This window comes from Pseudomonas sp. NFACC02, assembly GCF_900110765.1.
Lineage (GTDB): Bacteria > Pseudomonadota > Gammaproteobacteria > Pseudomonadales > Pseudomonadaceae > Aquipseudomonas.
In genome coordinates this window covers 25,645-38,299 of record NZ_FOEO01000006.1, presented here as the reverse complement: position 1 = coordinate 38,299, position 12,655 = coordinate 25,645, and the positions used below count along the sequence as shown (strand labels likewise).

Sequence of the window (12,655 nt, the reverse complement as noted above, 5' to 3'; positions counted from 1 at the left end):
GTCAGGCGATTACAACTTGCTGAACAGGTTCAGCGCAGACAGCTGAGTAAACACCAACTGCGATGCTTGCAGCATGGTTTTCTGCAGCGTCAGGCGCGCGATGGCATCGACCGGGTCCGAGGCGGTAATCGTGTTCGACTCCGTGGTGCCGTTGTCCATCAGGTTCTGGTTGGTCACCCCCTGATCCGTCGCGGTTTTAGCCCGCGCACCACCATCGCTGACCGCGTCGGTGATCTGGTTCGCGGCGCTTTGCAGGTTGCCGATGGTCGAGGTCAGTGTCGCCTGCAGCTTTTGCACGGCGACGGGGTCGCCATCGACCTTGCCATTGAGCGCGGTAATCACGTTCGACAAGGTGTTGAGGACGTTCTGGGTCTGCTGCGTCGACGATTGCGCGGTGAACTGATCACCAACTGCCGGTGCGGGCGGATTGCCGCTCAGGGTGAAGGTGACGCCCGCGGCGACGGCCTGGTTGGCGACCGGGGTGCCGCTCAGCGTGCCGGTAGAGACCGGGCTGCTGGTGGCCGCGTCGTAAGGCGCCGCGTACAACTCGTAGGCGGTGGCGCTGGTGAAACGCAGGATCGCGCCACCCGAGGGGAACGACTCGTTGAACGCGGTCTGATCGGTCACCGACGTGCCGGTGATCACGGTTGTGGAGGTATTGCCCGGCAGACGCGCCGTGCTGACCGAGCTGGGCGACACCGCCAGCTCGAACGTGTGCGGCGTGGCGCTCATCGCCGTTTCGGCGGCCGCAGGGTTGCCGTACTGAGCATCGGTCAGGTTGATGTTCAGGTTCAGTTCCAGGCCGCGGAAGCCGATGGTCTGGTTGGCCGCACTGGTCGCGCTGAACTTGCCGGCCGACGTTGCGTCGCCCGTGACATCGTTACCGTCCTTGTCAAGGATCGTGTATTGCGTGCTATTGGCGAACGAGATGCTGTAAGGCTGGCCGGCGGTGAACTGCTTGTTGTAGGTGGCGGTATTGCTGACGCTGCCTCCGGACAACGAGATCATGCCATCGTCGGTCGCCGGCGTCGTCAACGTGGCCGAGGTACGGGTGGTGTTGACCGCCTGCTCGAACGCGTCCCAGCCGGTGGTGTTGCTGGCCATGGAAATGTTGTTGCCGATGTTCAGCAGATTGCGCGTCTGGTCGCCCTGATAGCTGTAGGTGCCGTCCGGATTCACCGTGTAAGGTGGCGTGCTCGATTTTGAACCGGAGAACAGGTAGCTGCCATCGGCATCCTTGCTGTTCATCAGTCCGAGAATCTGGGTTTGCAGTTCTTTGAGTTCCGAGGCGTTAGCCTGGCGATCCTTGTCGGTGAAGGTCGCGCTGCCTGCGGACAGCACCAGTTCCTGGGCGCGTTGAATCGCCGACGTGATGGCGGTCAACGCCGTCTCGGTCTGGACCACGCTGGTGTTGACGGTATCGATGTTCGATTTGTACTGATTGAGCATCGAACCCATCTGCTGCAATTGCAGCACACGGGCCGCACCGACCGGGTCGTCGGCAGCCGTGTTGAGCTTGATCTGACTGGCGACTTCATCACCGGTCTTGACCACATTGGAGTAAGTACGCGAATAGTTCGACGCGCTGGTTTCGTAAAACTGGGAAGTGGAAATACGCATGGATTACGACCCCTTAAAGACTGTTGATCAGCGTGCTGAAGATGGCTTGGGCCGCTTTGATGATCTGCGACGATGCGGTGTAGTACTGCTGATATTTCACCAGGTTGGCCGCTTCTTCATCCAGCGAGACACCCGAGACGCTGTCCCGCGAGCTTTTCGCCTGGGCCAGGACCGCCGTGGTGGCCGTGGCATCGTCCTTGGCTTGCGCGGCCTTGGAGCCAACGCTGGTGATCATCTTGCTGTTGGCATCGCTGAAGCTCATGCCCGTGCCGTTTCCGGAGGCGGTGTCGATGGTCTGTCGGGTTTGCAGCGCCAGCGCGAGCTCTGAGTTGCGGTTGTCCGAGGAGCCGGCACCGGTCATGTCGATGCTGTAGGTGTCGCCCGAAGCCGGTGAGCCTGAGATGGACATGCCGATCTTGAAGGCTTGGGCCGCACCTGAAGAGTCGGTATACCCCACTTCCAGCGAAATATCGTTGTTCTGGCCCGGAACGATGTTGCCCGTGATGGCGTTACCGTTTTTGTCCTTCACCGCGACACCGTTGGCATCGACCAGGGAATACGACTGGGACCCGTTGGCGGGAGCGCCCATGACCAGACGCATCGGCGTCGCGCCCTGAATCGCATTGCGCAGGTCGGCCGTGCCAGTGGCATCGTAAATATTGGCCTGGGTATTCAGCGTCGGCTGGGTGTAGGACCCGCCGGCGGTGTTCCCCGCGCCCTTGGTGCCGGTCAGCGGAGCAGCGACAGCGAGGGTCTTGGGATCGGTTATCACGGTCTTGATGCCACTGGCGCCATTGCCGGTCGGGCTGACCTTGAAGCTGTCACCGGCAGCCAGTGCGCCACCGTTCAGTTTCAGCGAGAAGCCGTCAATCACCGGCGGTGGCGTGGTACCCAGGTCATAGGCGCCCATGCCCTGGCCGTCCGGCAGGCGAGTGACGCTGTAGCCGGTGGCGCTGGTGAAGGTCACCTGATAGTCGTTGGTGGTCAACGCCCCGGTATTGGAAATCGTCACGTCCAGATTGCCGGAACCTGCGCTGTTGCCTTTATTGGCAGTGCTGCGCTGACTGATCAGGCTCGGATCGTTGATGCTGTTGAACAGGCTCGTGCCGAAATTGCCATTGGCGTCGACGCCCTGATTCAACTGCTGGTTGATCTGGTCGGAGGCCACCATCGCCAGACGACCCAGTTCATTCTGCGCAGGCTGCAACACGTCGCTGCGGTAGCGCAACAGGCCACCGAGCGTCCCGCCGGTCACAACCGAGGACACGTCGACACTGCTGTTCTGGTAGTTCAGTTTGAGCGAGTAGACACTCGGGTCGCTGTCGCTTGGGCCGGCACTCAACGTGTTGGCCTTGTTGCCCGTGACCAGCGGCTGCCCGGTACCGATGTAGACGTCGTAACTGCCGTTATTGTCGACGACCTTGGCACCCACCAGATCGTTGAGTTGACGCACCGCTTCGTCTCGGGAGTCGAGCAACGAGTTAGGCTCGCCGCCGGTGGCCTTGGCCTGGGTGATCTGTGAGTTCAGGGTGGCGATCGAGGCCGCCAGCGAATTGACCTGGCCCGAGAGCGATGTCAGCTGTGTGTTGACGCCGGCATTCTGGTCCTTCATCTGCGCAGAAATCGTGTTGAACTGCGCGGACAGCGCCTTGGCGCTGGTCAAAAAATTGGTGCGCGCCGAGGAGTCCGTCGGCTTGCCCGACAGCGTCTGCAGGTTGGTGAAGAAGTTGCTCAGAACGGTGCTGATGCCGGTCGAGCTGTCAGACAGGATCGAATCCAGCTTGCTCGCCTGCCCCAGATACGCCTGTGCGTCGGCATTGAGCGATGTACTGGTTTGCACTTGGGTATTCAGGAAGCCGTTGTAAATACGGCGCACGTCGGACAGCGTGGTACCGGTGCCGATGAAACCCACGCCGATGTTCTGCTGCGCACCGGAGGTGGTCATCACTTGCTGACGCGAGTAACCCAGCGTATCGACGTTGGCAGTGTTGTTGCCGATGGTGGTCATCGCTGCACTGCTGGCGTTCAGTCCCGAAAGCCCAATTGAAATCAGTGACATGGTTCAAACCTTATAAAGTCGTGGAAGAGTCCGCTGCGGCTGCGTAGTTCTGGTAACTCTTCATCTGTTTCGCTATCTGAGAAATCTTGCTGGCATAACCCGGATCCGTGGCGTAACCGGCCTTCTGCAGCTCTTTCACAAACTGTTCCGGGTTATCGGCCGATTTCAGCGTCGCTTGATAGCGATTGTTGTTCTGCAGGAAGCTCACCAGGTCATGGAAGCTGCTGGCGTAAGAGTCGTAGGAGCGGAAGTCCGCGGTCTCCTTGACCATCTTGCCGTCACGGAACTCGCTGGTGATCGCACGGGCTTCAGGGCCTTGCCAGTTGCCCTGGGCCTTGATGCCGAACAGGTTGTGGCTGCTGCTGCCATCGGATTGACGCATGATGGATTTGCCCCAGCCGGTTTCGAGCGCCGCCTGCGCCACGAGCACGGTCGGATCGACGCCGATACGTGCGGCGGCGTCCTTGGCCAGAGGCAGCATGGTCGCGACGAATTCGTCGGCGCTGGCGAACGCTGCCTTGCCCGGCGCCAACGGGGTCTGCACCCGGCTGCGCACGTAGGCATCGGCCTGGGCAGTGAATTCCGGGCCGATGGTCCAGTCGCCATTGCCCTGACTGCCGGCTTTTTTGGCGGCGTCGACGGCATTGGAAACGGCGATGCGATTCTTCAACGTGGTCGCACTGGCAGCGGCATCCTGCGCACCCGAAGTGTTCGGCACAATGCCCGCCATGATCCGGTCGCTCAGCTTGCTGGGCAGCGACAGGCGACGGGAATTCAGCGCAGCGACGTCGTTGTGCGGCGTGCCGTCGGCCGACGTCGCAGGCGCGGCAACGGAACGTGTGGCCCACAACGGACGCTGGGCAATGCGGGTGGCCAGCCCTGCCTGCGCCGAGGCGGCGTCAGGCTTGGCAGCGGCGTTGAGTGCGTTAGTCGCCGGCGCGACGTCATGGGTCTTGTTCTTGGACAATTGACGCATCAACACGTCCTGCAGCCCGATACCACCGCCCTCGCGGGACATGCTCACCGACAATTGCTGGTCGTACATGTCCTGATACTGCCGCGTCGCCGCGGTGTTCATCGGGTTGTCCTTGGCCAGCACTTCGTTGGCCGAACGCATGGCCTTGAGCATCTGGCTGACGAACAGCGATTCGAATTCCTGAGCCACCTTCTTCAGGTTGGCATCGCTGTCGCGGTCACCGGTCTTCAAGGCGGTCAGACGATTGAGGTCGGTATACGCCCCCGAATCGCTGACTGTGCTGGAAGGCCCGCCCGTTGGAATACTCATCGCTTCGCCCTTAAATCACGATCAGGTCGGCTTGCAATGCGCCAGCCTGTTTCAATGCTTCGAGAATGGCCATCAAGTCACCCGGGGCCGCGCCCACCTGGTTAACCGCACGTACGATTTCATCCAGCGTGGTGCCTGGACCAAACTTGAACATCGGGTGCATCTCTTGCTGCGCATTGATCTTCGAGCGCGGCACGACGGCGGTCTGGCCATTGGAGAACGCCCCCGGCTGGCTGACCACAGGGTCTTCGGTAATGGTCACCGTCAGGCTGCCATGGGTGACCGCCGCCGGCGACACCTTGACGTTCTGGCCGATCACGATGGTGCCGGTACGCGAATTGATGATGACTTTGGCCGAAGTCTGACCCGGATCGATTTCCAGGTTTTCCAGCACTGACAGGTAATCGACGCGCTGGTTAGGGTCCAGCGGCGCAGTCACACGGACGGAACCGCCATCCAGCGCCTGAGCAACGCCAGGGCCAAGCATGTCGTTGATCTTGTCGACGATGCGCTTGGCGGTGGTGAAGTCGTTGCGATTGAGGTTCAACGTCAGTGAGTTGCCCTGGTTGAAACCGCTCGGCACTGCGCGCTCCACCGAGGCACCGCCCGGGATACGACCGGAGGACGGAACGTTGACCGTGATCTTCGAACCGTCACGGCCTTCGGCATCGAAACCGCCGACCACGAGGTTACCTTGAGCGACCGCATACACGTTGCCGTCGATACCCTTCATTGGGGTCATCAACAGGCTGCCGCCGCGCAGGCTTTTTGAGTTACCGATGGACGATACGGTGATGTCGATCTGCTGACCCGGTTTTGCAAACGGCGGCAGGTCGGCGTACACCGCCACGGCGGCGACGTTTTTCAGCTGCACGGTGCCCGAGCCCGGCGGCACCTTGATGCCGAACTGCGAAAGCATGTTGTTGAAGGTCTGCAGGGTGAACGGCGTCTGGGTGGTCTGGTCACCCGTACCGTTGAGCCCCACCACCAGACCGTAACCGATCAACTGGTTGGTCCGCACGCCGGAAATGCTGGCGATGTCCTTCAGGCGCTCGGCATGTGCGCCGATGGCCGTGGTGAACAGCAGCGCTGCCGCTATCAGTTGCTTGAACGTGATCATGGTTATCCCGGTATCAGAAAGGGAACAACGGGCTCAGGAAGAATCGGTCGAACCAGCCTGGCTGACTGGAATCGGCAAACGCCCCTGTACCGGAATAGGTGATGCGCGCATCGGCCACACGAGTGGATGACACGGTGTTGTCGGTGGCGATGTCGTCGGCACGGATGAGACCCGCGATACGCACCAGTTCGTCGCCGGTGTTGAGCGTCATCCATTTCTCGCCGCGCACCGACAGAATGCCGTTAGGCAGCACATCGGCCACGGTCACGGTGATCGAACCGGTCAGGCTGTTGCTCTGCGCGGCCTTGCCATCGCCTTTGGTGGCGCGGTCGCCGCTGTAACCGGCATCCAGGCTCAGGTCGCCCCCGCCCACCGGGTTGTTGGTGTTCACGCCCACGCCGAACAACGAGCTCAGGCCGACGCTGGTCTTGCTGGTCTTGCTGATCCCGGAACTGGCCGCCTTGCTGGCCGCCATCCGCTCGGACAAGGTGATGGTGATGATGTCACCGACCCGGTAGGCCTTGCGGTCGCCATAAAGGTTCTGCTCGAAACCGGCCTGATAGATCGAGCCGTTGTTCGCCGCCGAAGGCAACGGCGTTCGTGGCAACACCGGCGCGTAATAAGGGTCATTGGGTTTGGCCGAAGGCGCAACACAACCCGTCAGCAACGCGATACCGCACAGCGGTGCTGCCAACAGGGAAAGCCGCATTACAGAAAGCCGTTTCATGACACTTAAAACCTCGCGGTGTAGCAGGCGTTTTTCAGGCGCCCCGTCGGATTGATCAGGTGTTTCATCGAAGGACATCAGGTGTTTCAGGCTCCGTTTACAGCGCCGGTTTACAAGTTCTGAGTCACGTATTGCAGCATCGAGTCGGCGGTCGAAATCACTTTGGAGTTCATCTCGTAGGCGCGCTGAGTGGTGATCATGTTCACCAGTTCTTCAACCGTGCTGACGTTGGAGTTTTCCAGGGTGTTTTGCTTGACCACGCCCAAACCGTTCAGGCCCGGCGTACCGACCTGCGGCGCACCACTGGAAGCGGTCTCCAGATACAGGTTGCCGCCTTGCGATTGCAGGCCGGCCGGGTTGATGAAGTCAGCGGTCTGGATATTGCCGATGATCTGTGGCGTGGCCGTGTTGGCCGATGTGGTCACTGACACGGTTCCGTCTTCACCGACCGTGAAGGTTTGCGAGTCCTGTGGAACGACGATCGCAGGCTCCAGCGCATAACCGTTGGAGGTGACGATCTGGCCGTTCTGGTCCAGGTGAAACGTACCGTCACGGGTGTACGCCAGGGTGCCGTCAGGTTGACGGATCTGGAAGAAACCACGTCCGTTCACCGCCATGTCCAGAGGCTGGTTGGTGGTCTGCAGGCTGCCAGGCGTGAAATTCTTCTGCGTGCCGACAATGCGCACACCGGTACCCAGTTGCAGACCGGAAGGCAGTTCGCTGTCCTGTGTGGACTGAGCCCCTGGCTGGCGCTTGATCTGGTAGAGCAAATCCTGAAACTCGGCGCGATCACTTTTAAAACCGGTGGTCGAGACGTTGGCCAGGTTGTTGGAAATGGTGGTCAGGTTGGTGTCCTGAGCCGCCAGGCCGGTTTTAGCTACATAGAGTGCCGGAAGCATTCTTCTTTCTCCTCGAGCGCCTGTTTATCGGCGCCAGCTGTCAGTCATTAGCCCATTTGCAAGACGCGAGCCATCGACTCGTCATCCTGCTCGGCGGTCTTCATCATCTTGATGTGCAGTTCGAATTGGCGGGACAACGCCAGCACCGAGGTCATTTCCTCGACGGCGTTGACGTTGCTCGACTGCAGAAACCCGGATTCCACTTGCACATCGGCATCGGCCTGCGCCGGTTTGCCGTCTTTGGTGTGCATCAGACCGTCGGGGCCTTTTTCCATGTTCGCCAGGTCCGGCTTGACCAGCTTGATGCGGTCAATCTCAGCCATCACCTGCGGGCTTTCACCCAGGGAACGAACGCTGATCGTGCCGTCGGCACCGATCTCGATCTGCTGCTGAGGCGGCACGGCAATCGGCCCACTGTTGCCCATGACCGGCAAACCATTGCCATCACGCAGCACGCCGAGGGCGTCAATGTTCATGCTGGAAGTGCGGGTATAGGCTTCTCCGCCGTCGGGCGTCTGGACCGCCATCCAGCCATTGCCTTTGACGGCAACGTCCAGATCACGACCGGTGTCGATCATCGAACCCTGGCTGAAGTCCGTGCCCGGACGCTCGCTCATGGCATAGGCGCGCGACGGGTTGACCTCGCCAAACACCGGCATCGAGCGGGCCTGTTCGAGGTCGCGCTGAAACCCGTTGGTCGAGACGTTCGCCAGGTTGTTGGCATGGGCCTTTTGCGCGATGGCGTTTTCCGACGCACCGCTCATGGCCACGTAAAGCAACTTGTCCACAGTCTTCCTCCTCCGACAGACGTTTGCCGCCTGTAGCTGTACTGCAGAGGTCATAGCAATAATCGAACCAGTTTTTCAGCGGCGATACAAAGCGCTGATTTTCCAATGGTTACGGGGCGAAATCAGCGTCAGCCAGCGTGAGATTCGCCGGGCGCGACGGCGGACCGCCGCTTTGGATAAAAACAGTCGTCGACGCCGCCAAAAAAATTTCGCGTGAGGCGCCTTACGCGAGGAGCGATAATTGCAGCGATTCGCTCACCGGCCTTTTTCGCCACAGGAACCTGCCATGCGTTTGCCGCTCGTCCTCGCCCTCCTCCTCACCTGCTCGACCGTCGCCCTGGCCGCGCGAGCGCCGTATTACCTGTGGCAAGGGAAGGAGAAAACCGTGTGCGCACAGACCAGCCCAGGCAAGGGCTGGACCAAGATCAGCAGAGGGTTCGTGAAGTCCGATTGTTCGATTTGAGGATGGGCTCGAGTGTTTGATGCTGTGCTGAGGGCATAGCGGATCGCGTTGCAGCATCCTTCGCAATTCCGCTTCTGCCCGCAGGGTGTAGCAACTGTCTTTCTCACAACACATGTTCAGCTTTATTGAAGGCTTCTGCCTGCAAGGCGTAGGAGCGTGGCTTGTCCCGCGATCTGCCGGGAACCGGCAGCAAAACCGGTGCATGCGGTGTGTCAGGCATAACCGGGTCGCCTGACTTTGCTGCCGCTTCGCGCCAGATCGCGGGACAAGCCGCGCTCCTACAAAAGAGAGTGGTGTGCGGGAAATGGATGCACGAACCAAGAATGCGAGGAGCGTTAGCTCCAGCCCGCGCTGTTCATATACGCGACAGTCCAGACACCACAAATCGCGACTTGGGTGCAGGCCAAACGCAGACGACGCGCAGTGGGCCGAGCGGCACGGATGCCGCGAGAGCGCCGTCAGGGCATGGATGCCCGTTCGGCGCGAGCCCACGAAGCGTCGTCGGAGTGCGGGTACCCGACGAAGTCGGGCCAAACCAGAAGCTGGGCACTTTTGGTTACTTTTTTTGGCCTTCAAAAGTGACCCGCCGGAGGGGCGGAAAGGTGAATCGGCGCCACCCGAGAAAATGGATCTGCCCACCCTCCCAATGCTAAACCCCACGAATCCAGCGAACCCAACAAGCCCACCCACCGCGAACTGCCGGGAACCGGCAGCAAACCCGGTGCATGCGGAGAGTCAGACATAACCGAGTCGCCTGATTTTGCTGCCGCTTCGCGCCAGATCGCGGGACAAGCCACGCTCCTACAAGAGAGAGTGGCGTGCGGGAAATGGATGCACGAACCAAGAATGCGAGGAGCGTTAGCTCCAGCCAGCATTGCTTCTATACGCGATGGCTCAGACAGCACAAATCGCGACTTGGGTGCAGGCCAAACGCAGACGACGCGCAGTGGGCCGAGCGGCAGGGATGCCGCGAGAGCGCCGTCAGGGCATGGATGCCCGTTCGGCGCGGGCCCACGGAGCGTCGTCGGAGTGCGGGTACCCGACGAAGGAGGGCCAAACCAGGAGCTGGGCACTTTTGGTTACTTTTGGTGCCTTCAAAAGTGACCCGCCGGAGGGGCGGAAAGGTGAATCGGCGCCACCCGAGAGAATGGATCTGCCCACAATCCCAATGCCATATCAACGAACCCAACGAACCCAGCGAACCCACCCACCGCGAACTGCCGGGAACCGGCAGCAAACCCGGTGCATGCGGAGAGTCAGACATAACCGAGTCGCCTGATTTTGCTGCCGCTGCGCGCCAGATCGCGGGCAAGCGCGCTCCTACAGTTTGAGCGTGATTCAGCAGCACGCGGCATACCGCCAGATCACGATCTTGGGTTTATCGAGACACCGCTTCTGCCTGCAAGGCGTAGGAGCGCCCTTGCCCGCGATCTGCCGGGAACCGGCAGCAAGGCCGGTGCATGCGGAGTGTCAGGCATAACCGGGTCGCCTGATTTTGCTGCCGCTTCGCGCCAGATCGCGGGACAAGCGCGCTCGACCCCAGGACAGCAGCAGATCACGTTGCCCGGATCAGCGTCTGCATCAACTCGGCCTCGGTGGACAACGTTTTCGAATTTGCCTGATACGCCGTCTGCGCCTGAATCAGTTCCACCAGCTCCTCGGTCAATTTCACGTTGGAGCCCTCCAGTGACTGCCCGACAATGCTGCCCAGACTCCCCGTCGCCGCTCCGTCATAGTGGGCAACGCCCGACTCGTGGGTTTCTTTCCAGCGTGTGCCGGTGATGGCCTGCAACCCCTGTTCGTTGGCGAAGCCAGCGAGCATGACCTGACCGATGGTGCGGTGCAGACCGTTGCTGAAGCCGGCGCTGATGACGCCCGTGCGATCAATGGCGATGTCGCGTATCTCTCCTGACGCGTTGCCATCGACAATCGGCGATGTCAGGGCTGTGGCAGACCGGTACTGGCTCAATTTGCTCATGTCCATGACGATCCCGCTGTCGCTGGCCGAAGCGCCGTTACTGCCCCAGACGCTGCCTTTTTGTCCCCCTTCAAACGGTCTGGCCGGCACCCAACCGGTCAGGGTCAACGTCTGACTGGACGCCACCAGACCCGCGCCGCCGACCAGCGACTGAAGCTCGCCGCGGCTGTCGAACAGCATGCTTGCCGTCACTGGATCGGTACGCGCCGGGTCCTGCGGATTCACGCCATCGACCAGCACATGCATCTTCCAACTGTTACTGCCGTCCTTGACGAAGTACTGCGTCATCGCGTGATCGTTGCCCAGACTGTCGAACACGCGCGTGGTCAACATCTTGCTGTACGTGGTGATGTCCTTCGGATCGAACGCCGGGACCGGCCGGGGTATGAGCGGATCAGCCGGGCTGAGCAGCGGGCCACTGGCGTCACTGAGCGGCAGGTTGATCGGTCCTGCGTTGGCAGCGCCGCTGGGTTTCCACCCTCCCCCGTCCTTGATCGCCGGCACCCAGTCACGCAGCGCCAGCTCGGTGTCCGATATTTTGCCAAGGGCTGCCGAGGTGCCGGTCAGCGACAGCGCGCCATTGGGCTGGGTGTGAAGGCCGACCTCCAGCGGCGACCGGCTTGAGGGGTCGAGCGGGTTGAGGCCGTCGATGAGGAAACAGGAAGTCCAGTTGTTGTCGTCGAGCTTGACGAAGTATTGCCTGAGCTCATGGTCCTGCGGCGGCACAGCGGCTTTTGCCGGGGTAACGACGATGGTGTTTCCCGCCGCATCAACACCCAGGACCTCCTTGACTTCCGGTATGCCTGCATCCTGAATCGTTCGGCTGACCATGCGCGTGTACGTCCGCGGATCATCGGCATTGAAACGGGGAACGGCAGCCAGCGAAGCGGTGGCGGAATCCAGGTTCAGCGTCTGCTCCATCCGGGTGGTGGGCTCAGGTGCGATGTTGCCCGTGTCGATCTTGAGATCACCGCGCACCCCGTTGACGAGAACGCCGTCGGCGTTAACCCCGTAGCCCTGCAGACGTCCACCCTGCGCATCGACCACGAAGTTCTCGGCGTCGAGGTGAAACGCTCCGGCGCGGGTGTAACTCAACGCGCCGCCATCGCTCATGACAAAAAAACCGTTGCCCTGAATGCGCATGTCGAGCATCCGCCCCTGACTGGACATCGCCCCACCGGGCGTGAAGTTTTGCGAGACATCGGCCACGCGCACGCCATCGCCAGACGAGGCGCGACTGCCGCCCAGGGCTGACGAGGCATATACCGCGGCGAACTCCGCGCGAGAGGATTTGAAACCCGAAGTGCCGACGTTGGCGATGTTATTGCCGGCCACTTCCATTCGTTTATGTGCGGCGTGCAAACCGGCCACTGCGATATTGAATGACATGAACTCTCCCTGAGCCGTTATTCACGGCACGTCCGTCAATGCATGGGTTTTCGCCGACACACAAATGCGATCAAAAGCGAGCGTTCAACCGCACTTATGGGTCAGCGAATTCGAGTCTCGCATCAACGGAAGTAGGAAATTTCCAAGAAGAGAGTGGGATGACTCTTGTTGTTTTTTGTACCGGATATGGCGGCGGTGCTGCTTTGATTCGGGTGAAGATTCCCGGCGGTGGTCTGCGCATTAACGCGTAGGGTGTGCATCTCCGCCAGCTGGGAAGACGCGGATGGTTTGGTGTGTCCTGAAGGCCGAACCGGATTCAGCTTCGAA

At 60.8% G+C, this 12,655-nt stretch carries 9 protein-coding genes; 1 reads left to right on the top strand and 8 read right to left on the bottom strand.

Going from position 1 to position 12,655, the window contains the following annotated elements; translation table 11 throughout:
- Positions 1-9: 9 nt before the first annotated feature.
- The 7 genes from BMY73_RS07560 to BMY73_RS07530 all read right to left on the bottom strand — a co-directional run bounded on the left by BMY73_RS07560 (position 10) and on the right by BMY73_RS07530 (position 8,498).
- Positions 10-1,620 carry a flagellar hook-associated protein 3 gene (locus BMY73_RS07560; protein WP_062386070.1) on the bottom strand — a complete coding sequence of 537 codons (1,611 nt, stop codon included), beginning with the start codon at positions 1,618-1,620 and terminating at the stop codon, positions 10-12.
- A gap of 13 nt (positions 1,621-1,633) precedes the next feature.
- Complete coding sequence (gene flgK / locus BMY73_RS07555; protein WP_092406183.1) at positions 1,634-3,679, bottom strand: flagellar hook-associated protein FlgK; 2,046 nt, start codon at positions 3,677-3,679, stop codon at positions 1,634-1,636.
- A 10-nt stretch (positions 3,680-3,689) separates the two neighbouring features.
- Positions 3,690-4,964 carry a flagellar assembly peptidoglycan hydrolase FlgJ gene (flgJ, locus tag BMY73_RS07550; RefSeq protein WP_062386074.1) on the bottom strand — a complete coding sequence of 425 codons (1,275 nt, stop codon included), beginning with the start codon at positions 4,962-4,964 and terminating at the stop codon, positions 3,690-3,692.
- A 10-nt stretch (positions 4,965-4,974) separates the two neighbouring features.
- The gene (locus BMY73_RS07545) at positions 4,975-6,084 is read right to left on the bottom strand and encodes a flagellar basal body P-ring protein FlgI (protein WP_062386075.1); all 1,110 of its coding nucleotides are present in this window, start codon (positions 6,082-6,084) and stop codon (positions 4,975-4,977) included.
- A 13-nt stretch (positions 6,085-6,097) separates the two neighbouring features.
- On the bottom strand, positions 6,098-6,793 hold the full coding sequence (gene flgH, locus BMY73_RS07540; RefSeq protein ID WP_062386077.1) for a flagellar basal body L-ring protein FlgH: 696 nt from the start codon (positions 6,791-6,793) through the stop codon (positions 6,098-6,100).
- 128 nt (positions 6,794-6,921) lie between these two features.
- Positions 6,922-7,710, bottom strand: coding sequence for a flagellar basal-body rod protein FlgG (flgG, locus tag BMY73_RS07535; protein ID WP_062386079.1), 789 nt, complete (start codon positions 7,708-7,710; stop codon positions 6,922-6,924).
- A 47-nt stretch (positions 7,711-7,757) separates the two neighbouring features.
- The gene (locus BMY73_RS07530) at positions 7,758-8,498 is read right to left on the bottom strand and encodes a flagellar basal body rod protein FlgF (RefSeq protein ID WP_062386081.1); all 741 of its coding nucleotides are present in this window, start codon (positions 8,496-8,498) and stop codon (positions 7,758-7,760) included.
- A gap of 286 nt (positions 8,499-8,784) precedes the next feature.
- Here BMY73_RS07530 and BMY73_RS28280 point away from each other — a divergent pair, with 286 nt between their 5' ends.
- On the top strand, positions 8,785-8,961 hold the full coding sequence (locus tag BMY73_RS28280; protein ID WP_175500147.1) for a hypothetical protein: 177 nt from the start codon (positions 8,785-8,787) through the stop codon (positions 8,959-8,961).
- A 1,555-nt stretch (positions 8,962-10,516) separates the two neighbouring features.
- Here the strand turns inward: BMY73_RS28280 and BMY73_RS07525 are convergent.
- On the bottom strand, positions 10,517-12,328 hold the full coding sequence (locus BMY73_RS07525; protein WP_092406181.1) for a flagellar hook protein FlgE: 1,812 nt from the start codon (positions 12,326-12,328) through the stop codon (positions 10,517-10,519).
- Between the last annotated feature and the right edge of the window lie 327 nt (positions 12,329-12,655).